The 22,212-nt window shown below is 62.8% G+C and carries 26 protein-coding genes; 7 read left to right on the forward strand and 19 right to left on the reverse strand.

Annotated features, from left to right (window positions below):
- Window positions 1-271: 271 nt before the first annotated feature.
- Window positions 272-1,246, reverse strand: a complete 975-nt coding sequence (locus V3C85_RS14885) for an agmatinase (RefSeq protein ID WP_331796048.1) — start codon at window positions 1,244-1,246, stop codon at window positions 272-274.
- A 171-nt stretch (window positions 1,247-1,417) separates the two neighbouring features.
- Between V3C85_RS14885 and V3C85_RS14890 the strand changes: the two genes are divergently transcribed.
- Entirely contained in the window at window positions 1,418-1,777 is a 360-nt protein-coding gene (locus V3C85_RS14890; RefSeq protein WP_331796050.1) for a bactofilin family protein, read from the forward strand.
- A 57-nt stretch (window positions 1,778-1,834) separates the two neighbouring features.
- Here V3C85_RS14890 and V3C85_RS14895 read toward each other — a convergent pair whose 3' ends face one another.
- Complete coding sequence (locus V3C85_RS14895) at window positions 1,835-2,260, reverse strand: PaaI family thioesterase (RefSeq protein WP_331796052.1); 426 nt, start codon at window positions 2,258-2,260, stop codon at window positions 1,835-1,837.
- 57 nt (window positions 2,261-2,317) lie between these two features.
- On the opposite strand from V3C85_RS14895, the gene V3C85_RS14900 reads away from it, so the two are divergent.
- Entirely contained in the window at window positions 2,318-3,106 is a 789-nt protein-coding gene (locus V3C85_RS14900; RefSeq protein ID WP_331796054.1) for an enoyl-CoA hydratase, read from the forward strand.
- A gap of 18 nt (window positions 3,107-3,124) precedes the next feature.
- Here V3C85_RS14900 and V3C85_RS14905 read toward each other — a convergent pair whose 3' ends face one another.
- The 5 genes from V3C85_RS14905 to V3C85_RS14925 all read right to left on the reverse strand — a co-directional run bounded on the left by V3C85_RS14905 (window position 3,125) and on the right by V3C85_RS14925 (window position 8,001).
- Window positions 3,125-4,339: an MFS transporter gene (locus tag V3C85_RS14905; protein WP_331796056.1), complete on the reverse strand. Its 1,215-nt coding sequence runs from the start codon at window positions 4,337-4,339 to the stop codon at window positions 3,125-3,127.
- On the reverse strand, window positions 4,329-5,825 hold the full coding sequence (locus V3C85_RS14910) for a carboxypeptidase M32 (RefSeq protein ID WP_331796057.1): 1,497 nt from the start codon (window positions 5,823-5,825) through the stop codon (window positions 4,329-4,331). The genes V3C85_RS14905 and V3C85_RS14910 overlap by 11 nt, the downstream gene beginning before the upstream one ends.
- A complete protein-coding gene (ctaA, locus tag V3C85_RS14915) occupies window positions 5,825-6,997 on the reverse strand; it encodes a heme A synthase (RefSeq protein WP_331796058.1) in 1,173 nt (390 codons plus the stop codon). The genes V3C85_RS14910 and ctaA overlap by 1 nt, the downstream gene beginning before the upstream one ends.
- Window positions 6,998-7,103: 106 nt before the next feature.
- Window positions 7,104-7,850: an RNA methyltransferase gene (locus V3C85_RS14920; protein WP_331796059.1), complete on the reverse strand. Its 747-nt coding sequence runs from the start codon at window positions 7,848-7,850 to the stop codon at window positions 7,104-7,106.
- Window positions 7,851-7,866: 16 nt separating this feature from the next.
- A complete protein-coding gene (locus V3C85_RS14925; RefSeq protein WP_331796060.1) occupies window positions 7,867-8,001 on the reverse strand; it encodes a hypothetical protein in 135 nt (44 codons plus the stop codon).
- 19 nt (window positions 8,002-8,020) lie between these two features.
- Here V3C85_RS14925 and V3C85_RS14930 point away from each other — a divergent pair, with 19 nt between their 5' ends.
- Window positions 8,021-8,641 carry a thiamine phosphate synthase gene (locus V3C85_RS14930; RefSeq protein WP_331796061.1) on the forward strand — a complete coding sequence of 207 codons (621 nt, stop codon included), beginning with the start codon at window positions 8,021-8,023 and terminating at the stop codon, window positions 8,639-8,641.
- A 235-nt stretch (window positions 8,642-8,876) separates the two neighbouring features.
- Here V3C85_RS14930 and V3C85_RS14935 read toward each other — a convergent pair whose 3' ends face one another.
- From V3C85_RS14935 to V3C85_RS14945, 3 genes are all read right to left on the reverse strand, one after another.
- Window positions 8,877-9,695, reverse strand: a complete 819-nt coding sequence (locus V3C85_RS14935) for a lysophospholipid acyltransferase family protein (RefSeq protein ID WP_331796062.1) — start codon at window positions 9,693-9,695, stop codon at window positions 8,877-8,879.
- 2 nt (window positions 9,696-9,697) lie between these two features.
- A complete protein-coding gene (locus V3C85_RS14940) occupies window positions 9,698-10,471 on the reverse strand; it encodes a GNAT family N-acetyltransferase (protein ID WP_331796064.1) in 774 nt (257 codons plus the stop codon).
- A 196-nt stretch (window positions 10,472-10,667) separates the two neighbouring features.
- Window positions 10,668-10,841, reverse strand: coding sequence for a DUF3553 domain-containing protein (locus V3C85_RS14945; protein ID WP_331796803.1), 174 nt, complete (start codon window positions 10,839-10,841; stop codon window positions 10,668-10,670).
- Between the two features lie 30 nt (window positions 10,842-10,871).
- Here V3C85_RS14945 and V3C85_RS14950 point away from each other — a divergent pair, with 30 nt between their 5' ends.
- On the forward strand, window positions 10,872-11,471 hold the full coding sequence (locus V3C85_RS14950) for a histidine phosphotransferase family protein (RefSeq protein WP_331796066.1): 600 nt from the start codon (window positions 10,872-10,874) through the stop codon (window positions 11,469-11,471).
- Window positions 11,472-11,480: 9 nt separating this feature from the next.
- On the opposite strand, the gene V3C85_RS14955 is transcribed toward V3C85_RS14950, so the two are convergent.
- The 6 genes from V3C85_RS14955 to rplU form a co-directional block, all read right to left on the reverse strand.
- Complete coding sequence (locus V3C85_RS14955; RefSeq protein ID WP_331796068.1) at window positions 11,481-12,740, reverse strand: glutamate-5-semialdehyde dehydrogenase; 1,260 nt, start codon at window positions 12,738-12,740, stop codon at window positions 11,481-11,483.
- A 68-nt stretch (window positions 12,741-12,808) separates the two neighbouring features.
- Entirely contained in the window at window positions 12,809-13,924 is a 1,116-nt protein-coding gene (proB, locus tag V3C85_RS14960) for a glutamate 5-kinase (RefSeq protein ID WP_331796804.1), read from the reverse strand.
- Entirely contained in the window at window positions 13,924-14,946 is a 1,023-nt protein-coding gene (obgE, locus tag V3C85_RS14965) for a GTPase ObgE (RefSeq protein ID WP_331796069.1), read from the reverse strand. The genes proB and obgE overlap by 1 nt, the downstream gene beginning before the upstream one ends.
- A 140-nt stretch (window positions 14,947-15,086) precedes the next feature.
- Window positions 15,087-15,650: a GNAT family N-acetyltransferase gene (locus V3C85_RS14970; protein WP_331796071.1), complete on the reverse strand. Its 564-nt coding sequence runs from the start codon at window positions 15,648-15,650 to the stop codon at window positions 15,087-15,089.
- Window positions 15,651-15,870: 220 nt separating this feature from the next.
- On the reverse strand, window positions 15,871-16,140 hold the full coding sequence (gene rpmA, locus V3C85_RS14975; RefSeq protein ID WP_331796072.1) for a 50S ribosomal protein L27: 270 nt from the start codon (window positions 16,138-16,140) through the stop codon (window positions 15,871-15,873).
- Between the two features lie 13 nt (window positions 16,141-16,153).
- On the reverse strand, window positions 16,154-16,597 hold the full coding sequence (gene rplU, locus V3C85_RS14980; RefSeq protein WP_331796073.1) for a 50S ribosomal protein L21: 444 nt from the start codon (window positions 16,595-16,597) through the stop codon (window positions 16,154-16,156).
- Between the two features lie 271 nt (window positions 16,598-16,868).
- Between rplU and V3C85_RS14985 the strand changes: the two genes are divergently transcribed.
- Entirely contained in the window at window positions 16,869-17,273 is a 405-nt protein-coding gene (locus V3C85_RS14985) for a thiol-disulfide oxidoreductase DCC family protein (protein ID WP_331796075.1), read from the forward strand.
- Window positions 17,274-17,516: 243 nt separating this feature from the next.
- Here V3C85_RS14985 and V3C85_RS14990 read toward each other — a convergent pair whose 3' ends face one another.
- From V3C85_RS14990 to thyX, 3 genes are all read right to left on the reverse strand, one after another.
- A complete protein-coding gene (locus tag V3C85_RS14990) occupies window positions 17,517-18,221 on the reverse strand; it encodes a hypothetical protein (RefSeq protein ID WP_331796076.1) in 705 nt (234 codons plus the stop codon).
- Window positions 18,218-18,724 (reverse strand): Panacea domain-containing protein, encoded by a 507-nt coding sequence (locus V3C85_RS14995; RefSeq protein ID WP_331796077.1) that lies wholly within the window; start codon window positions 18,722-18,724, stop codon window positions 18,218-18,220. The genes V3C85_RS14990 and V3C85_RS14995 overlap by 4 nt, the downstream gene beginning before the upstream one ends.
- A gap of 90 nt (window positions 18,725-18,814) precedes the next feature.
- On the reverse strand, window positions 18,815-19,720 hold the full coding sequence (thyX, locus tag V3C85_RS15000; protein WP_331796078.1) for an FAD-dependent thymidylate synthase: 906 nt from the start codon (window positions 19,718-19,720) through the stop codon (window positions 18,815-18,817).
- A 199-nt stretch (window positions 19,721-19,919) separates the two neighbouring features.
- Here thyX and V3C85_RS15005 point away from each other — a divergent pair, with 199 nt between their 5' ends.
- Window positions 19,920-20,858 (forward strand): hypothetical protein, encoded by a 939-nt coding sequence (locus tag V3C85_RS15005; protein ID WP_331796079.1) that lies wholly within the window; start codon window positions 19,920-19,922, stop codon window positions 20,856-20,858.
- Window positions 20,855-22,207, forward strand: coding sequence for a tetratricopeptide repeat protein (locus V3C85_RS15010; protein WP_331796080.1), 1,353 nt, complete (start codon window positions 20,855-20,857; stop codon window positions 22,205-22,207). Before V3C85_RS15005 ends, V3C85_RS15010 begins: the two co-directional genes overlap by 4 nt.
- Window positions 22,208-22,212: the final 5 nt, after the last annotated feature.

The following is a 22,212-nucleotide window of genomic DNA, read 5'->3' on the forward strand; positions in this document are numbered from 1 at the left end:
GATCCAACCAATCCCGCCGCCGCCTCACCGTCCAGTCCAACTTCCGTCAGCCCGTCCGCTTCGGTGAGGCGGTGTTTACGTCCCACCACAAAAACCCGCAAGAGAAAAAAACACCTCACGTCGCATTTTTTTCATAAAGCCAATGTTTATTGGGTGAATTGCCTGTGGATAAGGCAGGGGCGCTGGCCCGAACGGCAGGCCGCGCCCCGTTCCAGCCCGCTGATTCCACATTCTGCCCCCGGAATCGGGCCGCAAAACGGGCGACTCGCGCCTAATTCACCCCCCGCTGGGGCGACTCGGCCATCACGCACAGCAGCTCAAACAGGATCGACGCCCCCAGAACGGCCGTGACCCCGCCCAGATCAAAGGGGGGCGACACTTCCACCAGATCGGCCCCGACGATCTGCACCCCTTTCAGTGCCTGCACCACCTGCAGCGCCTGCCAGCTGTTGGGGCCCCCCACTTCGGGCGTGCCTGTGCCCGGCGCAAAGGCCGGATCGACGAAATCGATGTCATAAGAGATATAGGTCTCGCCCGCCCCGGCCCGCATCCGCGCCTCAAGCATCACATCCTTGACGCCCCTCTCATGAAATTCCTCGATCGGGATCACCCTTATCCCCACCGCTTTGGCAAAGTCGCGGTCCTCATCATCATAGGTCGTGCCGCGGATGCCGATCATCGTCACCCGATGCGGGTCCAAGAGCCCCTCTTCCACTGCGCGGCGAAAGGGGGTGCCATGGGTATACATCGCCCCGCCGAAATAGCTGTGGAACAGATCGGTATGGCTGTCGAAATGGATCATCCCCACGGGCCGGTCCTTGGCAAGGGCGCGCAAGATGGGCAGGCTGCACAGATGATCGCCCCCCGCGGTCAGAGGCCGGATCCCCGCCGACCGCACCTGCGCATAGAACGTCTCCATCCGCGCCAGCCCATCCATCAGATCCGCCGGGTTGGGCGGCACATCGCCCAGATCGGCGCAGGCCATCGCCTCAAAGGGGCGTATCCCGGTGACACCGTTTTGCGCCCGCATCATCGTGCTGGCATCACGCAGGGCGCGTGGCCCATGGCGCGGGCCGGGGCGGTTTGTCGTGCCCCCATCCCAAGGCGCACCGATCAGCCCCACCTGCACCTCGCCAAATCGCGCATGCCCCGGTGGTACATGCGGCAGCCGCATAAAGGTGGGAATGCCCGCGAATCGCGGCAGATCAAATCCCGACACCGGGGTAAAGAACGGATCGACAGTCATCACGGGGCCCCCTTTGCCGCCATCAAAAGCCAGCGCCACAGCGCCGTCTGCCCTGTCACCGACCCTGCACACGCCATTCCCTGCCCGAATCCGACATCGACCGGGGGGCAGGTCTTGACCCCGGCCCAGCCATCAGCCCTTATCGGGCAAACCCAATCCAACGGAATGACCATGTTCAACAAGACCGCAGACCCGACCTCGGCGCCGACGCCCCGCGCCTCGAACACCAAATCCGTCTTCGCGGCTGATCTCAAAATCTCGGGCGAGGTATCGTCCTCGGGCGATATCGAGATGGCAGGCGAGGTGGATGGCAACATTTCCGCCCGCAGCCTTGCCATCACCACCGATGGCCGCATGAATGGCTCGGTCCAGGCAGACACGGTCGAAATCAAGGGCAAGATGGACGGCCAGGTCGAAGCGGGCACCTTTACCCTGCGCGCCTCGGCACAGGTCGCGGCAGATGTGGCCTATACCGCACTGGTCATCGAAAGCGGGGCCAGCATCGAGGGCCGCTTCACCAAGAAAAAGTAACCGCAGCCCCAAGGTTCTGCACAAAGGCCCTGCCATCCCAGCAGGGCCTTTTGCATGTCAGCCCCGGCCCGGCGGAATCGCATAGGTCAGGCCCGCCCGCGCCACCGGCTCGGCCACGCCTTCGGAAAACAAGACCACATCCCCCACCGCCAGCCGCTTGCCCAGCTTCAACAGCCGGGCCTCGCCCACCAGATCACGGCCCGCTTCGGGCTTGCGCATGAAATCAATCGCGCAATTCGTGGTCACAGCCAGCGCCACCGGCCCGATCCGTGACAGGATCGCCAGATACAACCCCACATCCGCCAGCGCGAACATCGACGGCCCCGAAACCGTGCCACCGGGGCGCAAATGCCGCTCGGCCACGCGCAGGCGCACACGCACACCGTCCAAATCCGCACGCTCTACCACGAAATCATCGGCCACCTGCCCGAAGTCACTGGCCAGAAAGGCCTGCAACTGGCCCGCATCCATCTTCAACGTCACGTCTTTCCTCCGCCCCACGTCCCAGCCTAAGCTGACCGAAAACCGCCGGAGGATGCAATGACCGACACGATCCTGATCCGCGAAGACGCAGGCCCCATCGCCACGCTGACGCTGAACGACCCCACCAAGCTGAACGCCTTATCCGATGCGATGATCGCGGCACTGTCGCAAAGCCTTGATGCCCTGGCGACAGATCCGGCCATCAAGGTGGTGATCCTGCGCGGCGCAGGCCGGGCCTTTTGTGCGGGCCACGACCTGCGCGAAATGCAGGCCGCCCGTCAGGCCCCCGATGGCGGGGCCGCCGCCTTCAAGGATCTGTTCGACCGCTGCGCCACCATGATGCAAAAGATCCCCGCCCTGCCCCAACCGGTGATCGCACAGGTGCATGGCATCGCCACCGCGGCGGGCTGCCAGCTTGTCGCATCCTGCGATCTGGCTGTGTCCACTGCCGACACCCACTTTGGCGTAAACGGGGTAAATATCGGTCTGTTTTGCTCTACCCCCATGGTAGCACTGACACGCAAGGTGCCCCCCGGCGTGGCCTTTGAAATGCTGACCACCGGCGAATTCATCACCGGCCAACGCGCGGCCGAAGTCGGCTTGATCAATCGCCTTGCCTCGGCCGAAGACCTGCCCGCCGCCACGCACAAATTGGCAGAAACCATCGCCAGCAAACTGGGCGCGGCTGTCAAAATCGGCAAACGCGCCTTTTATGACCAGCTTGGCCTGCCCCTTGCCGCCGCCTATGCACTGACCGGCACCGTCATGGTGGAAAACATGCTCTATCCCGACACGAACGAAGGCATTTGCGCATTTCTGGAAAAACGCAAACCGGACTGGGCCTGACCGACCCTTGGCCCCCCGTTATGCCGCCACCTTGATCCCCAGCGTCAGCACAAAGGCCGCCACCGCCAGAAGAACGGCCACAGCAATCAAAAGCGCAGGCCCACCCACGGCCATCAGCCCGGTGCCGATCATCGACGACAGCGCCGTGACGATCACCCCCGGCAGCGAAATCACCGCTGCCGCCGCGGCATAATCCGTCGGGCCGTTGATCTCGGCAATCAGCACAGGCCGCAGGATCGTCATCACCCCCATCGCGCCCCCCTGCACCACCGCAAAGACAAAGGCCGCGCCCACGCCAACCTCGGCCAGCACCAACATCGCCGCCGCCAAGATCAGCGCCCCGGCCACAATCCGCGCAGTGGCCACCGTGCCAAGCCGTTGTCCCCCGCCAGTCAGCAGCAGAATACGCCCCGCCACCTGTGCAGGGCCGATCAGCGCACCGGCCAGAATCGCCATGCGATCCTCCATGCCCAGCCGATCCAGCAAGGGCCGCAACAGATTGACGACCATCCAGTGATCCAGACTGATCAGCGCGAACAACGCCATCAGCCGCCATGCCCCCGGTTTGGCCAGCAATTCGCCCCAGCGCGCAGCCTGCACCAGCGGCATCCGGCCCCGCACACGGCCACCGCCCAACACCCATGCCCCCCAAAGCTGCACGGGCAGCATCACCGTCAGCACCACGCCGCAGGCCACCCAGACCGCAACCCGCCAGCCAAAGGCCCCGGCCAGCCACGCCCCCGCCGGAAAGGCAAGGGTCGAGGCCAATCCGGCCACCAGCGTCACCTTGGTGATCGCCTGCCGCGCCCGGTCCCCAAACCGGCGGATCAGCAGCGCAAAGCACACCTCATACAAGGTGGTTGCAGCAGCAACCCCCAACCCGGCAAAGGCCAGCAAGAACAGCCACGGATTGGGCGCCAGCGCCAACAGCGCCAAGGCCGCCGCCCCCAGGCACATGCCGCCCACCATCACGCGCAGCGCAAAGCCCCGGTCCACCCAGCGGCCCACCCAGGGCGACAGGCCCGCCGTGCACAGGATGGCAACCAGCGGGCCTGCCGCGATAACGCCCTCGCCCCAGCCCAGATCGCGCTGCCAGTCCAGCACCAGCGCGGCAAAGATGTAAAAGAAACAGGCATAGCCCAGCGTCTGGCCCAAGGCCAAAGCCCAAACCGCCCGGCCATCGCGCGCCGACATGGAAACGCCGCCCGAAGGCGGCGCAGTCTCAGACCCCATAAATTTCCCCGAACTTGGCATCGAGGTAATCCAGAAGCGGCCCCTCGCTTGGCTCAAACCCGCAGGCCCGCGCCACTACCTCGCGCGGCTCATACAGGCCACCATGGGTTTGCAGGTTCTGGTGCAGCCACGCCGTCGCCGGCCGCGCATCCCCCTGTGCCAGATGGGCCTCTACATCCGGCACCGCCTGCCGCAAGGCCACGTTCAGACAGCCCGCATAGACATTGCCCAAGGTGTAGGTCGGGAAATAGCCGAACAGGCCACAAGACCAATGCACATCCTGCAACATGCCATGGCGCGGCCGATCCACCGCCACGCCGAAATCGGCCTTGAACCGATCATTCCACGCGGCCTCCAGATCGCCCGGCAGCAGATCACCCGCAATCAGCGCCCGCTCCAGATCGAACCGCATCATGATATGCAGATTGTAATGCACCTCATCGGCCTCGGTGCGGATATAGCCGGGCTGCACCCGGTTGACCGTGGCATAGAACGCCGCCGGGTCGGTCACGTTCAGCGGCCCAAAGGCGTGCTGCATTTGCCCGTGCAACCACCCCGTAAAGGCCCGGCTGCGGCCCAACTGGTTTTCATAGATGCGGCTCTGGCTTTCATGCACCCCCATCGACACACCCGCCCCCAAAGGCGTCAGCCGATAGGCCGGATCAATCCCCAGCTCATAGCAGCTGTGACCGACCTCGTGGATCGTCGAGTAAAAGCAGTTGAACGGATCGCTTTCGACCACCCGCGTGGTGATGCGGCTGTCATCGCCACTGCCCGAACTGAACGGATGCACCGCAAGGTCGATCCGCCCCCGGTTCCAATCATAGCCAAAGGCATCGGCCAGCTTGCGCGTCAGAGCCATCTGCGCCGCTTCGGGAAAGTTGCCCTCCAGCTTGGGCACCACTTTGCCCGACCCCAGCACCCGCTCACGCAGCGCCACCAGACGCGGGCGCATCCGATCAAACATCGCGCCAATCGTTTCGGCCGTCGCCCCCGGCTCATAATCATCCATCAGCGCGTCATAGCGCGTGCGCCCAGCCGCCAGACAATCGGCCTCTTCCTGCCGCAGCCGGATCACCTCGGACAGAACCGGCAAAAAGGCCGGGATGTCATCCGCCGCCCGCGCCGCGGCCCAGACGCCCTGCCCCTTGCTGGTCACCCGCGCCAATTCCTGTGCCAACCGCCCCGGCACCCGCGTCATCCGGTCATAGCTGCGGCGGATATGGCGCAACTGCGCCGCCGCCACCGGATCGACAGCGCCCACGCCCTCTTGCTCGGCCCGCACCAGCCAGTCGGCAATCCGCGGGTCCGTGCGCCGCGCATGCAGCACGCCTTCCATCGCGCTCATCTCCTCGGCGCGCTGATCGCCCGACCCGCGCGGCATCATCGTCTCCTGATCCCAGCCCAGCCGGCCAGCCACCTGCCCCAAAGCCTCGGTTTCGCGCTGATGGGCCATCAACTCGGCATAGGCGGAATTCGTCAGCATCATGCAGTCCCTTTGCGAATAGACCCGGCCACCGGGTATTGGGCCAGATGCCGCCCGCGGATGATCAACACCCACAGCACCACAGCCCCGATCTGATGGGTGATCGCCACATGCATCTGCGCCGCCGTCACCGCCGCCATGATGCCCAGCCCAACCTGGGCCACCATCATCAGCATCACCATGTCAAAGGCAAAGCGCGTGGTGCCATGCGCCGATTTGCGCGCCCGCAGCCAGACCACCACCCCAAAGACGAACAGGCCATACCCCGCCATGCGATGCATGAACTGCACCAGACCGGGGTTTTCAAAGAATGCATGCCAGATCGGCAAGGCCCCCCCATTGCCATCGGGCACATAAAACGCATCCGCCGGGAAGAACTGGCCATTCATATCCGGCCATGTCGGAAAGGCGCGGCCCGCATCGATCCCCGCCACCAAGGCCCCCAGCAAGATCTGCAAGAACGCAAAATGCATCAGCCCAGTCGACATCGAAAACAGCTTTCCCTCACGCCCGCGTCGCGCCTGCATCAGCGCCGCATCCGTCCGGCCCAGCAAGAACACATACCACGCAATCAGGCCCAGAATGATAAAGGCCAGCCCCAGATGCGTCGCCAAGCGATAGGACGCCACATCCAGCATCGTCCCATCCAGACCCGACGACACCATCCACCAGCCGATGGCCCCCTGCAATCCGCCCAAGGCCCCCAGCCCCAGCAGCCGCCCCGTCCAGCCCGGAGGGATCTGCCGCGCCGCCAGAAAGCCAAAGAACCCAACGGCCCAGACCAGACCAATCACCCGGCCCAACTGCCGATGGCCCCATTCCCACCAATAGATGAACTTGAACTCCTCCAGGCTCATCCCCTTGTTTTGCAACTGATACTCGGGGATCGCGCGGTATTTGTCGAATTCCGACGCCCAGGCTGCCTCATTCATCGGCGGCAGCGCCCCGGTCACCGGGCGCCATTCGGTGATCGACAGGCCACTGTCGGTCAAGCGCGTCAAACCGCCCACGGCGATCATCAGCATCACCAGCGCAAAGATCACCATCAGCCAGGCCCGAACGCCCCGCCGCGCGCCCTTGGGGCGGCTGTCGATCAGCCCCCCGGCGGGTTTGATGTCCTGCGGTTTGGCGGGCGACCCCACCTCTTCAAAAATGCTGCGTTTCCCGGCCATGCCTGCCTCGTCTGATACCGGGGCGAACACTAGGCCCCTGCCCCCCGCGCTTCAAGGGGGCGCGGCAGCTTGCCCCAAGCCCAAACACGAGGCCCCAACCCAAGCCTCAGCCTTCGCCGCCATCCTGACGCTTCAGCTTCCACGCGATCTGGCGCAGCATCCCGTGAAAGGTCTGCACTTCGGCCCGCGTCAGGTTCAGCCGCGCCCACATGTTGCGCAGGTTCAGCTTCATATTGGCGGCCTTGTCCTCGGGGAAAAAGAACCCCGCCGCGTCCAGCCTCTCTTCAAAGTGATCGGCCAGCTTTTCCACATCCACCTTGCGGGCGAATTCCGTCCGCGCCAACCCCATCACCTCGGGCACGATCACCTCGGTCTGTCGCCGCCACTCATAGCCCATCAACAACGCACATTGCCCAAGATTCAGGCTGGGAAAATCCGGGTTCACCGGCACCGTGACAATCGCATTGGCATGGGCCACATCCTCATTTTCCAGCCCCGCCCGCTCGGGGCCGAACAGGATGGCCACCTTCTTGCCCTCGGCGGCCATGGCCCGTGTCATCTCCATCGCGCGCTCGGGCGTCACCACCGGCTTGACCAGTTCACGCCCGCGCGCCGTTGTCGCAAAGACATAATCGCAATCGGCCACCGATCCGGCGACATCGTCGAAAAGGCCCGCCGCATCCAGCAGCCGCCCCGCGCCACTGGCCATCGCCACCGCCTTGGGGTTGGGCCAGCCATCGCGCGGCGCCACAATCCGCATCCGCGTCAGGCCGAAATTCAGCATCGCCCGCGCGGCGGCACCGATATTCTCGCCCATCTGCGGGCGCACAAGGATGAAGGCAGGCTCGATCATCGTCATCTCCCACAGGTCACGCCTCAAGGTCGGGGCGGCTGATACGCTGCCTTGGCCCGCAGGGCAAGAAGAGCGCAAGCCCCGCACCATCGCCCCCGCCGGCCCGCAGCCCGACATAGCCAAGGCCGAAAAAGGCTGCTACAGGGGCCAATACCGCCAAAGAGGATGCCATGGCCAGCGAAGAACGCCCGCAGATCAACCTGATCACGCCCCCCAGCTTTGACCTTGAAACCTTTCCCGCCCAGCTTGCGGCGGTGATGGACGCGGTTGATATCGCCTGCCTGCGCATCACGCTCGCCACCCGCGATGAAATGGAACTGATCCGCGCTGCCGATGCGATGCGCGAAGTGGCCCATGCCCGCGATGTGGCGGTGGTCATCGACAGCCATCTTTTGCTGGTCGAACGCCTGGGGCTTGATGGCGTGCACCTGCCCGATGGTGCCAAATCGGTGCGCAAGGCCCGCAAAGACCTTGGGGCCGATGCGATCATCGGTGCCTATTGCGGCGTCACCCGCCACGAAGGCATGGCCGCGGGCGAGGCCGGGGCCGATTACATCGCCTTTGGCCCGATCGGGCCCAGTGATCTGGGCGATGGCCAGCAGGTCGATTTCGACCTGTTTCAATGGTGGTCCGAGGTGATCGAGGTTCCCGTCGTCGCCGAAGGCGCGCTGACCCGCGATCTGGTCGAGAAATTCGGCCCCGTCTCCGACCACTTCGCCTTTGGCCCCGAAATCTGGGGCACCCCCGACCCGGTCCAAACCCTGAAAACCCTGATCGCCCCCTTGGGATAGCCGCAAAGCGCAGGTCAAGACCCGGCAGCACCGGTCGGGGCCCCGCCCCGACCGGTGCTGCCCTCACCTGAATGCCCCGTTACCCCAACCCAAAACGCAGGTCGGGCTTCAGCCCGCCCTACCGCGCATGCCATCTCCGGCAGGCACCCTCAAAACCTTAACACCTCATGAATTTCCGCAACTAACCCTTTGATTCAACCTACACCCGAACCTGTCTCTGCCAGAGACAGCCCTTTCATTCCGCAAACGGCAGACTGGCCCGCACCACCCGTTCACAATAGCCGGCCAGAACCTTGCGGTTTTCAAAAGCATCGACCGGCACTTCGGGATGAAAGACCACCTCAACCCGCCCCTGCCGCGGCGCGGCCAGCACCATCAAAAGATGCGGCGCAAAACCCATCTCTCCCCACCACCCATAAAAGCGCCCATCCGCCCCCTCTGGCGGATGATAGATCACTGTGACCGGCTGGATATGCATCAGCCGATCCAGCCCATGGGTATAAAAGGCCTCAAACAACGTGGTCTTGAACGGCAGCACCCGCCGGCTGTCGGTCGAGGTGCCCTCGGGAAAGAACAGCAACCGATGCCCCGCCCGCAACCGATCTTCGAACAGCGCCAGATGCTTCTTCGCCTCGCTGCCCTTGCGGGCAATGAACAGCGTCCCCGTCGCCCGCGCCAGCCAGCCAATGCCCGCCCAGCCCTCGACCTCGGCCTTGGCCACGAAAAACACCTGCGCGCAGGCATTCAGCGCAAAGATATCCAGCCACGAGGCATGATTGGCCACCATCGCCCCATCCCGGCGCATCGGCTGCCCCCGAACAATCAGGGGCAGCCCCAGAATACGAAAAGCCGACCGACACACGAACTGGGTCAGATGCGGCGTCCAGGGCCTGCGCAAGCCGAACAGCGGCGCCTCGATCAGCCGCAGCAGCAGCATCAGGGCAAGGCACCCATAGGTCACCGCCCCCAGCAGCCCGCCCCGCCACAAGACACGCAGCCAGCCCATGGGCCCGATCGCGGGAAAGGCCATCTCATCCGCTTTCCAGTCGCGCATGATCAGCCCCGCCGTTTCGTGTAGAAATCGCGGTGCTTGGCACTCATCCTCGCGGTGTCCATCACCAGACAGACATCCGTGGTGTTGAAGGCGCGATCCAGGAACGCCCCATCCCCGACAAACCCGCCAAGGCGCAGATAGGCCTTGATCAGCGCCGGTATCTGGGCCGCCGCCGTCCGACGGTCAACCTGCCCATCGGGCAACAGATCCATCCCCACGGCCCCGGCGCCAATGGCCCGCACGCGCAAAGCCTCGGGGGCCAGGTGATGGTGATAAAGATACGAGAGCGGCACTTTCAGCGCCCCCACATCGGTGCCATGCAGACTGGCCGCCCCGAACAGCACTTCGATCTCACGCTCTAGCACATAGGCCGCAAGGGCATTCCACAGCAAGAACATGCCCGTGCCACCGCGATGATCGCGATGCACACAAGACCGCCCCAGTTCCAGCAACCGCCGCCCCGAAGCCTTGAGCACCGACAGATCGAATTCGGTTTCCGAGTAAAACCGCCCGGCCTGATGCATCCGATCACAGGGCAGCAGACGATACACGCCCACAACATGATCCAGTGCCTTGGGGTCACGCGCCCGGTCGATCAGCACCATATGATCGAAATGGGGGTCGAATTCGTCCCGTTCGATCTGGGCGGCATGGTCCACCAGCGGGCCATTTGCCCCCAATTCCTGAACAAAAACCTGATAGCGCAGCCGCAAAGCCGCGGCATGGTCAGCCTCGTCTTGCGCCAGCCTGACAAGATATCCGTCTTGCGCTGCCATCCCCCGGTTTTCCCATCTCCCTGACATCTTGCCGCTCAGACAGTCCTTGCCCAAAGCCCGAGGCCTTTGCCAGTCTGGGCCGTATCTCGGTTAACACCCGATTAACAGTTGTCGGCATAAAAGTGACACAGCCCCGGCACAATCTGCCTTGGGCGAAACCGCCTTGCCACACTGCAATTGCCTTGCCCAAATACCCCTATGCGCCAAAAACCGGAACCAGTTCGATATGACGGGCATCAATGACAACCTTGCCCACATGTTCAAAATTCACCGTGATGCGCCCGCCGATGTTTGATTGCACCTGCCCCAGCCCCCAGTCCGGCTGTGCCGGGTGGCGGACCAGCATTCCCGGCTCCAAAAGCGCATTCATCATGATCTTTTTCCCATCTTCAGGTGGCCGATGACCGACAAACCCGATCTGACTGCCCTGCTCGGCTCTCGTATCTGCCATGACCTTATCAGCCCGATTGGCGCCATCGGCAATGGTGTTGAGTTGTTGATGATGGATGGCAACAGCAACCGCCCTGAAATGGCGCTGATTTCTGACAGCGTGGCCAATGCCAATGCGCGGGTGCGGTTCTTTCGGGTGGCCTTTGGCGCGGCGGGGGCGATGGATCAGCAGGTGTCCCGCGCCGAATGCAGCGCGATTTTGTCAGATCTGACGCGGGGCGGGCGGCTTAAGGTGCAGTTTCAGGCCCCCAATGCCTTTCCCCGGCGCGAGGCGAAGCTGGCCTTCCTGATGCTGATGTGTTTCGAAACCGCCCTGCCCCATGGTGGACTGGTCGAGATGGAACGCGGTGACGCCCGCTGGTCTTTGCTGGCGGCCGGCCCGCGCCAAAAGATCGACCCCGAGTTGTGGGAAATGCTGTCAAACCCGGCCCTTCGGCTGGAGCTGACACCGTCAAACGTGCATTTCGCCCTGCTGCGTGAGGAATTGAGCCGCCAGCACCGCCGCCTGACGGTGGATATTCGCGACCCCGAAATCCGGCTATCGTTCTGACAAAGCGCCTTAGGCGCGGCAAGTGCCGTCGCCGGTGACCAGATATTTGAAGCTGGTCAATTGCTCGGCCCCAACCGGCCCGCGCGCATGCAGCTTGCCGGTGGCGATGCCAATCTCGGCCCCCATGCCAAATTCACCGCCATCGGCAAACTGGGTCGAGGCGTTGCGCATCAGGATGGCGCTATCCAACCGCTGGAAAAACCGGGCAGCCGTGGCGTCATCTTCCGTCAGAATGCTTTCCGTATGGCCCGAGCCATAGCGGCGGATATGCTCGATCGCACCATCGACGCCGTCCACCAGCTTGGCCGCAATGATCATATCCAGAAACTCGCGGCCAAAATCGTCGGGCGCAGCCTGCACGGTGCCGGGCACCTCTCGCAAGGCGCCTTCGGTGCGCACCTCGACCCCCGCTTTCACCAGATCTTCGATCAGTATGGCCCCATGGCGGGCATAAAACTGGCGGTCGATCAACAGACATTCGGCCGCGCCACAAATGCCGGTGCGGCGGGTCTTGGCGTTCAAGACAACGCGGCGGGCCTTGTCCAGATCGGCCTGACCATCGGCATAGACATGACAGATGCCTTCCAGATGGGCAAAGACCGGCACCCGCGCCTCGCGCTGCACAAGGCCCACCAGCCCTTTGCCGCCGCGCGGCACGATCACGTCAATATAGGCCGTGGCCCGCAGCATTTCGGCCACCATCTCGCGGTCACGCGTTGGGATCAGCTGGATCGCCGCCTCTGGCAGACCGGCGCTGCGCAGGCCCGCCACCATGCACTCGTGAATCGCGGTCGAGGAATGAAAACTCTCGCTGCCACCGCGCAAGATGACGGCATTGCCCGCCTTCAGGCACAAAGCCCCCGCATCTGCGGTGACATTGGGGCGCGATTCATAGATCACGCCGACCACGCCCAAAGGTGTGGCCACGCGCTGGATATGCAGGCCCGTGGGGCGATCCCATTCGGCCAGAATGCGGCCCACCGGGTCGGCTTGCTCGGCCACCGCGCGCAGGCCATCGACAATGGCCCGGATGCGCCCCTCATCCAGCCGCAAACGATCAATCATGGCGGGTGACAGGCCCTTTTCCTGACCATAGGCCAGATCAAGGCTGTTGGCATCGATGATCGCGTGCCGGCGCTGCCAAACCGCCTCGGCGGCCCCGATCAGGGCGGCATGCTTGCGCTCGGCCGATGCAAAGGCCAGTTCGGCCGCCGCTGCCCGCGCCTTGGCCCCGATCTGTGCCATCATGTCGGTGAATGACCCGTCCATGCCATTGCCCCTTTATTTGCTCAAACCTGATCCCGCGGGCCAGAGGCAGCGCCCCCGGCCATCACCGGTCAGATCACCATATCATCCCGATGCACCAGCGCCGCGCGGCCCTGATACCCCAGAATACCCTCAATATCACTCGACCGGTGCCCGGCGATTGCCCGCGCCTCCTCCGAGGTGTAGCGCACCAGACCCTTGCCCAGCACCACGCCCTGCGGTGACAGGATCGCCACCGGCTCACCCCGGCCAAACTGGCCCTGCACCCGCGTGACGCCAGCGGGCAGCAGGCTTTTGCCCGCATTCAGCGCCACCACGGCCCCGGCATCCAGCACCAGTTCGCCCTTGGGCTTCATCGCGTTGATCCAGCGTTTGCGCGCCAGTTGCGGATCGGCCTGCGCCACAAACCATGTGCGGTTCGCCCCCGCCAACAGCGCCGTCAGCGGCTGCGCCACACTGCCCTCCATGATCGCCATGGCGCAACCCCCAGCCACAGCGGTCTTGGCGGCCAACAGCTTGGTCTTCATCCCGCCCTTCGACAGGCCCGAAATCGGATCACCCGCCATCGCCTCGATCTCGGGGGTGATCTTGTCCACCAGATCAAAACGCTGCGCCGTCGGGTCTTCCTTGGGATTGGCCGAATAAAAGCCATCGACATCCGACAACAGAACCAGTTGATCGGCCCCCACCGTCACCGCAATCTGCGCGGCCAAACGATCGTTGTCGCCAAAGCGGATCTCATCCGTGGCCACCGTATCGTTTTCATTCACAATCGGCACCACACCCAGCCCCAGCAGGGTTTCCATCGTGGCGCGGCTGTTCAGATAGCGGCGGCGGTCTTCGGTATCTTCCAGCGTCACCAGCACCTGGGCAGTGGTGATGCCATGCGGGGCCAGAACTTCCTCATAGGCGCGGGCAAGGCGGATCTGCCCCACGGCGGCGGCGGCCTGCGATTGCTCCAGCGTCAGGGCGCCATCGGGCAGGCCCAGCACCTTGCGGCCCAAAGCGATCGAGCCGGACGAGACCAGCACCACATCACTGCCCCGCCGCTTGGCCTCAACCACATCCAGCGCAAGCGCCGCCAGCCATGCCTGTTTCAACCCCGTCGTACGATCAACCAACAGGGCCGAACCGATCTTGATCACCAAACGCTTGGCCGCCCGCAGATCGGGTGCCACCAGCGGCATCAGGGCTGCCACGGTCCGGTCTCCTCTTTGGGTTCCTGGTCCTGGATCACGCCATAAACAGCGCGCAACACATCTTGCAGGCCCTTGCCCGACACGCCCGAAATCACATGCACCGGCCCGCCACTGGCCTTTTCCAGCGCGCGGCGGCGGTCGCTGATCTGTTTGGCATCCATCGCATCGGTCTTGTTCAGCGCCAGAATGCGTGGCTTGTCGCCCAGTTCCTCGTCATAGGCCTCAAGCTCGGCCACGATGGTGCGGTAATCCTTGGTGATCGTCGAAGATGTTCCATCCACCAGATGCAAAAGCACCTTGCAGCGTTCGACATGGGCCAGAAACTGCGTGCCCAGACCCCGGCCTTCGCTGGCGCCCTCGATCAGGCCCGGAATATCGGCCATCACGAATTCGCGCCCATCCACGCCCACCACCCCAAGGTTGGGGATCAGCGTGGTAAACGGGTAATCCGCGATTTTGGGGCGGGCGTTTGACACTGCCGCCAGAAAGGTCGATTTGCCCGCATTCGGCAAGCCCACCAGACCCGCATCAGCGATCAGTTTCAACCGCAGCCAGATGGTGCGTTCAACCCCGTCCTGCCCCGGATTGGCGCGGGCCGGTGCCCGGTTGGTCGAGCTTTTGAAGCGCAGGTTGCCCCAACCGCCATTACCGCCTTGTGCCAGCAGCACCCGCTGGCCCACTTCTGTCAGATCGGCGATCACCGTTTCTTCATCTTCGTCGATGATCTCGGTGCCCACGGGAACGCGCAGCACGATATCTTCGCCAGACCGGCCGGTTTTCTGGTTGCCCATGCCGGGCTGGCCGGATTTCGCAAAGAAGTGTTGCTGATAGCGAAAGTCGATCAGCGTGTTCAGCCCCTCGACCGCCTCGGCATAGACCGAGCCGCCGTTGCCTCCGTCACCGCCATCGGGGCCGCCGAATTCGATGAATTTCTCACGCCGAAACGACGCACAGCCCGCCCCGCCGCCGCCCGAGCGGATATAGACTTTGGTCAGGTCAAGGAACTTCATGGCAAGCGGCTTTCGGTTGGGATCGGCTTTGGCGATACAGGAACGGGGGCCAGACCTCAAGCAGGGGCCATAGGCAAAGGCGACCACCCACGGCGGTCGCCCCATGTTTTCTCAGGGGCTGCACGCGCGCAGCCCCGCCATCACGGCAATTTGCAGATATAGGTCCAGGTTGGCACCCGCGCCCCCCGCGCCACCGAATAGGTCTCGGCATCGCCCAGATACTGGAACCCCGCATTGGTCAACACGCGGGCCGAACCCGGATTGTCCTGAAACACCTCGGCAAACACGGTTTTGTTCTTTTGCGGATTGGCCCCGATCAGGGCGCGCACCGCATCAGAGGCAATGCCAAGATTCCAGAAGGCCGGCGCCACCCAATACCCGATTTCCGATTGGTCACGGTTATACTTTGCCACATCCATGCGCTTCAGGCTGATCACCCCCAGCACTTCGGGCAAGCCCGAGGCGGTGCCATCCATCACCCAGATATCCTCATCCCCGCCCGGGGTCGTCGCGCGGGTCACAAAAGCCTCGGCCGCGCCGGGGGGCAAGGGGTGGGGGATTGAACGGGTCGCCTCGGCAACCCGGCGGTCGCCGGCGTAAAGCGCAAACAGGCCCGCATCAGATTTGCGCACCTGCCGCAGCACAAAGCGTCCGGCCGGAATCTGGCCATCCATCGCAGCGGCTGCAATCATGTCAACGGTCATGGCTTCCCTCCTACGAAGCGCATGAAGGGCCATGCTGGCCCGACACGTCAAATACCCAATGTCCTGCCTGTGTCAGATGGGAACCCCCTCCCCCTCTGCCAAGACATTGCGGCAGAAGCGTGATTTCAGGTGACCATCCGTGTGACCGGCAGTGGAAATAAGCAAAGGGACCGGCTTTTCAGCCGATCCCCCGTTTACAAGCCAATTGTAAAGGTTCGGCTTACTCGGCAGCCTCCGCCACCGGGAGAACCGAAATAAAGGTGCGGCCTTTCAGGCCTTTCTTGAACGACACCTTGCCCTCGGTCACCGCGAAAATGGTGTGATCGCGGCCCATGCCAACGCCTTCACCCGGGAACCAGGTGGTGCCGCGCTGACGGACGATGATGTTGCCCGGAAGGACGGCCTGGCCGCCATAGAGCTTGACGCCAAGACGACGACCCGCAGAGTCGCGACCGTTGCGGGAGGAGCCGCCTGCCTTTTTATGTGCCATGGGGTGTTACTCCTTATGCTTCAGCAGCGGCTTTTTTGGCGCGCTTCGGTTTCGCCGGGGCAGCCGCAGCGCCGGGGGCCTCATGGGCGGCCAGACGCGCATCGGCAGTGCCGGTTGCCGCCATCACGCCCGACTTCTCAGCGCCCGAAGCCAGAACTTCGGTCACGCGAACCAGCGTCAGTTGCTGACGGTGGCCTTTGGTGCGCTGCGAGCTGTGCTTGCGGCGACGCTTGACGAAGTGAATGGTCTTTTCGCCCTTGATCTGGTCGATGACTTCGGCCTGCACGGCCGCGCCCGAAACCAAAGGTGCGCCAACGGTCACAGACTCGCCGCCGACCATCAGAATTTCGTTGAACTGGATCTTGTCACCAGCATTGGCCGCCAGCTTTTCAACGCGCAGAACGTCACCCGCCTGCACCTTGTATTGCTTGCCGCCGGTCTTGAGGACCGCAAACATGGGTCTTTCCTTTTCCATCTCCGCGCCCTGCGGCCCCTGTTTGCACAGGCGTTTCGGGGTTTCCCCGCCTTCGGGCAGCGCGCCCCTTTCGGGGACATCATTGCAAAACACGAACCCGGCAAAGATTCGCACCTGTGCCGGGATGCGGGCTTATCGGGGGAAAGCGGCGCCAAGTCAAGCCGGTTCCGCGGGCCAGTTCCTTGGCCGGGCGGCGCCATGTGGTCGCGTGGGGGGGCTTGCCAGCGGGATGGGCCGCACCATCTTGAGGCGCATGAAAACACCGACCGAAGTTCTTTACAACGCCGATTGCCCGGTTTGCCGGGTGGAAATCGACAGCTATCGCCGCAGGGCGCTGCGCGACGGCCTGCCGTTGCGGTTTGACACTTTGGACGAGGCCGAACGCTGGGGCATCAGCCGCGATCAGGCGGCACGGCGGCTGCATGTCCGCAAGGGCGGCGTGATCCTGTCCGGCCTGCCCGCCTTTCGCGCGCTGTGGGCCGAGATGCCGGGCTTTCGCTGGCTGGCTTGGGTGACCGGCCTGTGGGGCCTGCGCCATGTGGCGGGCGCGGTCTATGACCATGTGCTGGCACCGGGGCTGTATTGGATGCACAGGCGGAGGGGTGAGAACCGACCCCTGCCCAGCCGGGGTAACAACGGTCCAGTGGACCGTTTTTAGGTTCGAACGCCCGCGCACACCTGCGCGGGCCGGGCCGCCAATGCAGCAGACCCCTTCCCTTGCCTCCACCCATGCCGCCACCCGCCTATGGGGTGCAAAGCTGACCGCGACCGAGCCGCCGGGGCCCTGAGGGTGCGACCATCGTCGCGCCCGCCCCGGTGGGGCGGTTCGGGCGCGGTCAGATTTGCTTTGGGCAAATCTGACAGTGGGAGAAAGACTGGGTGAAGCCGGACCTAAACAAACCTATTGCTTCTTCTTAGAGTCGAAGTGTTCGCGGAACCATTTTGAAGCGATTTCTTTACTCTCGATGAATATCCGAATTTGGTCGTTTAGCTCCCTATCTGACAGCAAAGGGAATTGCCCTCGCGTCCAGATGACTGCTTTTCGCTTCCATTCTCGTGGACCAATCTGCCATTTCGGGAGGAAAATTATTCTACCGGGCGAATCTTCGAAGTCAGTCAAACGAAATACGGAGCGTTCCAAGATGGTCATGTAAAGTGAGGCTTGGTAAGAGTCGAAAGCTATCTCGCTCCATGGGTTTAAGAAGTTCGGGACAAAAAGCCCGCCTTCCCGAGTAACTGACAGAGGTCTAATAGGCAAAGGTTTGGCATCGGGCCCAATTGGAAACCACTCCACGAGGCTTGTAAATGCCGGAACTCCGCGTATTGGGAAGTTTTCCACGTAATCGAAGAAAGCATCAACCGCGTCTCTATTGTGAGGACGTCCAGCCGGGTTGCCCTTCATGGCAACAGTTTTTTGCGCCGTTTCGCGATCAATTGCATCTTCTATGTAATATCGTGCAGCATTTCTCGTAGCTTGGTAGTTCCAAGTTACCGACCCTCGCAAAAACGCGATAAGACGTTTCGCCGTTCGGTTCACTTCCGGGTGCTGCATTCGTGACCAATGCTCTGCGGCGGGAGGCCTGTTGATCTTATTGAAGTCAGTCATTGGATCTTGATCCTTTTTCCGATTGGAAGTTCACATTCTCTAATAATCGCTTCTGTGATCTCCATCCCGGCGTTTATTTCTACGCCTTTTGACCACACTCTATCCCAAGCGCCTCCCGTCGCGTGGGATAGTTCAACAAGCAAACCCGCAGGAACGTTAAGATATAGGTCTGCTAGCTCTCGTACGTATCGAACAGTGTCTTCAGGTATTGGATCATGCGCATCTACTAATTCACCGGTGGCATAACTAACCCGTTTTGCAAGTCCGCCAATTGGTTCCTTTTTGTAGCGCTTGAATTGATTATAGACCTCGCGAAATACTGGGCCGTATTCCCAAGCCTCAATCTTGGCAGAGACTAATGGCTTGTCGAAGTCCCGCAGGTAGTCAACGTGTATGAAAAACAAGGATTTGTTGAGATGCAAGTTGGTCACCCCCAAACCCAGTTCTCTAGCACGCAGCAAAACAATGTTCGCAACCGAACGAACGTCATACCCCCTTTTCATGAATCGCCCGTGTTCTTCATATGTTCATACTCTATTCACTCTACGCTCTAGTCAAGAGAGACGGCTGTTGCTAATCTTGGCTAGTACTCCCTACCCCCACACCTCACAAAACTCCCGCCATTCCCCCTTGCTCATGCCCGAGGTTTCCTGCGTCACGACCTCACCTTTCAACCTCCGCTTCAAAACGGCAATCGCTTTGGCCGAAAGGGTCACGCCCCCCATGCGGTAGTCCTCAAACGCGGCATAGGCCAGCGGCACCCAGTCGCGGACGGTGGCCGCAATCGCCTCGGCATAGACGCGGATTTCGTATTGGGCGTGGGCATCGGCGCGCAGGCGCAGGAAGTGGAAGAGGTTGTGCAGGTCCACCTTCCAATACCATTGGGTGTAGATGTTCATCGGCAGGTTCATCCGCGCCAGTTCGCGGGCAAGGCCCTGCTGGCCCTCTTGGCTGAGCATCGCCTCATAGTCGTCATAGCATTGGGCGGCGTCGCGTTTCAGGATTTCCAGCACGCGGGCGGATTCCGCGCCCGTCAGCACCTCGCCCCGGCCCTGATTGTTCACCACCGACTGGGCGGCCAGATGTTCGGGCTGGGGGATGTAGAATTCGCGATCCAGGATCGAATAGCGGGCCGAGTATTCGTTGACATTGGCGGTGCGGTGGCGAATCCACTGGCGGGCAACAAAAACCGGCAGTTTGACGTGCAGCTTGATCTCGCACATCTCGAACGGGGTCGAGTGCCAGTGGCGCATCAGATAGCGGATCAGGCCATCGTCGTTCTGCACATGTTTGGTGCCGGCGCCATAGCTGACGCGGGCGGCCTGAACGATGGCCGAATCGTCGCCCATATAGTCGATGACGCGGATGAACCCGTGGTCCAACACCTCATGCGCGCGGTAGAGATGGGCCTCCATCCCCTCGGAAACGGCGCGCAGGGTGGGGCGCGGGGTTTGCCGGGCGGCTTCGATTTCGGCTTTCTGGTCGGGGGTCAGCGGCATGGGGCGTGGCCTTTCGAATCCGTGGGGTTGCGACATCTGGTGTCTGTTGCGCCCCAAGATACGAGAGGTTGGGAAGGCGCGGCAAGGGTGTGCGACACATCTGCACCAATCCATGACGCACGGGCTTGGATTCGTTGACAGAACTGTCGGTTGCGGGCACCCTTGACGACAAAAGAACAACTCAATCGAGCAGGTAATCATGTCTTGGCGTTTGATGACGGTCCTGGTGGCCGGTCTTGGTGTTGCGGGCTGCAACGGGAATCCGTTTGACAACGAACCGGACTGTGACGCCGCGCCGTTTACTGCCGGCTGCACGACCACAGGCACGGATGGCAGCACCGATGGAGGCTCGACTGGGGGGTCAACGGGCGGGTCAACTGGGACCGCGTCGATCCCCGAAGCGCTGAAGGGGAACCTTGAAAGCGTCACCTACAGTGAGTCGGCTGGAACGCTGACGGCCGTGATCGACCCGCTGGATGCCAGCCCGGTGACGGTAACCTTTGTGCGCAATGCGACTTATGACACCACAGGCTATCAGGCCTTCACCTATCAGGAAACGTCAAGCAACCGCATCTTCCTGGCGCTGTTCAACACGTCGGCTGATGGGGCGGTGACAGCAGGCGTGGCGGGCAGCGGGCAGTTCACTGAAATGGTTTGGGGCACAAATTATGGCGCCAATACCGAGTTTTCTGCCCCAACCTCGGGCGGATTGGCCAATTACGCCGGCACCTATACCGGCCTTTTGAATACGGGCGTCACGGTGCCGGGCCCCGGCGCCCCGTTTGACCCCTCGCGCCCGGCACGGGTTGAGGGTGACGTCTTGCTGAATGCGGACTTTACCAACAATTCGGTCGAAGGCGGCATTCGGAACCGGACTGTGGTGGAAACCGGGGGGGCGCTGGCAAATCTGTTCCTGCAGATCACCGAGATTTCGACCGATGGCACCTTTGGCGGCACGGTTGTATTTGCAGACCAGACCGACGCTGGCACCTACGCTGGCGCCTTTGGGGGCACTGGGGCAACGGCTGTGGCGGGGGGCATCGAAGTCGGCCCGGATTCGACCAACAGCGACCTGCTGGAGCGTGGGGTTTTCGTGGGCGACCGCTGCGCGCCGGGTGACCCGTCGCCCTGCCCGTGAAACGCTCGCTTTTTTCCGCCCTTGCCACGATGGTTTGCCTTGCGCAGCCCGTGGCATCGGCCGGACAGCCTGATCTAGCCAGATCAGCCCAAACCGCCTTCACCGCCGGTCAGGTCGAGATGGCGCGGATGCTGGCACTTGCAGCCCTGAACAGTGATCCGAAAGACCCGACCGCATTGGCGGTGTTGGCGGCGGTGGGGCTGGCCACGAAAGAGCCTGAGGCGGCCCGTATCGTCGCCGCACAATCTTTTCGGGCTGCCCCCGACCGCGAAGGCAAATTCACCGCCGCAAGGCTGGCGGCGCGGGCGGCCGTAGAGACAGAGCAGACGGGCGTTGCGAAATACTGGCTGCGCCGGGCCGTTCAGGTTGCCCCCAATGATACCGCCCGCGCGGCCACCATCCGGGATTTTACCGCTCTGCGGGCACACAGTCGCCTGCGCTTTGATGTCGATCTGTCGATCAGACCCTCTGATAATGTGAATCAAGGGGCGCGGGACCAGCTTTTGGTGATCGACGGCAACCCGACATGGTTCTACTTTGACGGCAGTTCCATGGCTTTGTCGGGCATTGAAACCGCTGCGAGTCTGGGCCTGCGCTATCGGCTGGCCGGAACGGCCGCCGCACCGACCGAGGTCGGGCTGCGGCTGTATCACCGCGCCGTCAGCCTATCGAATGAGGCCAAGACGCAAGCCCCCACAGCCAGCGGCGCAGACTTCTCGAATTCGGCGCTGGATGCGACTGTGTTCCACACCCAGATCCTGTCCGACACGCAGAGCCTGCGTGGCGGGTTGACCCTTGGCCGCAGTTGGTTGGCTGATAAGCCTTATGCGGATCGGGCGCGGATGGAAGGTGCCCTGAGCACCCGGCATGATCTGCAAACCCGCAGCCGCGTTGGCTTTGCCATCGAACGGCAATGGCTGACCAGTGGCAAGCCCCCCGCAACCGCCTTTTCCCTTGAGGCAGGTGTGCAGCGGGCTTTGGATTGGGGTGATAGTGTCGCCATCAAGCTGGAGGCGGCAGAAACCGTCTCGAACGATGCCAATCAAGAGCATCGGCGTGTCGGCGCCAGTCTGCGCTATATGCTGGGCAAACCGGTGGCTGGGGCGGTGCTGTCGGGCGGTCTTGGGGTGGCCGCACGGGATTATCCTGTGTTTTTCAACGGCATTTTCAATGACACCGGACGCGAGGACGTGACGCTGTCGGGATCGGTGGATATGGCCTTGCCCAAGTTGGGGGCCTTTGGCTTTGAGCCGGTGGTGTCGATCGAGGCCAGCCGGACGCGGTCAAACGTCAGTCGCTATGACGGCCAGTCGCTGGGCATCGGGCTGCAAATCCAATCGTCATTCTAAGGGGG

Source organism: Pseudotabrizicola sp. L79, from assembly GCF_036553525.1.
Classification (GTDB): Bacteria; Pseudomonadota; Alphaproteobacteria; order Rhodobacterales; family Rhodobacteraceae; genus Pseudotabrizicola.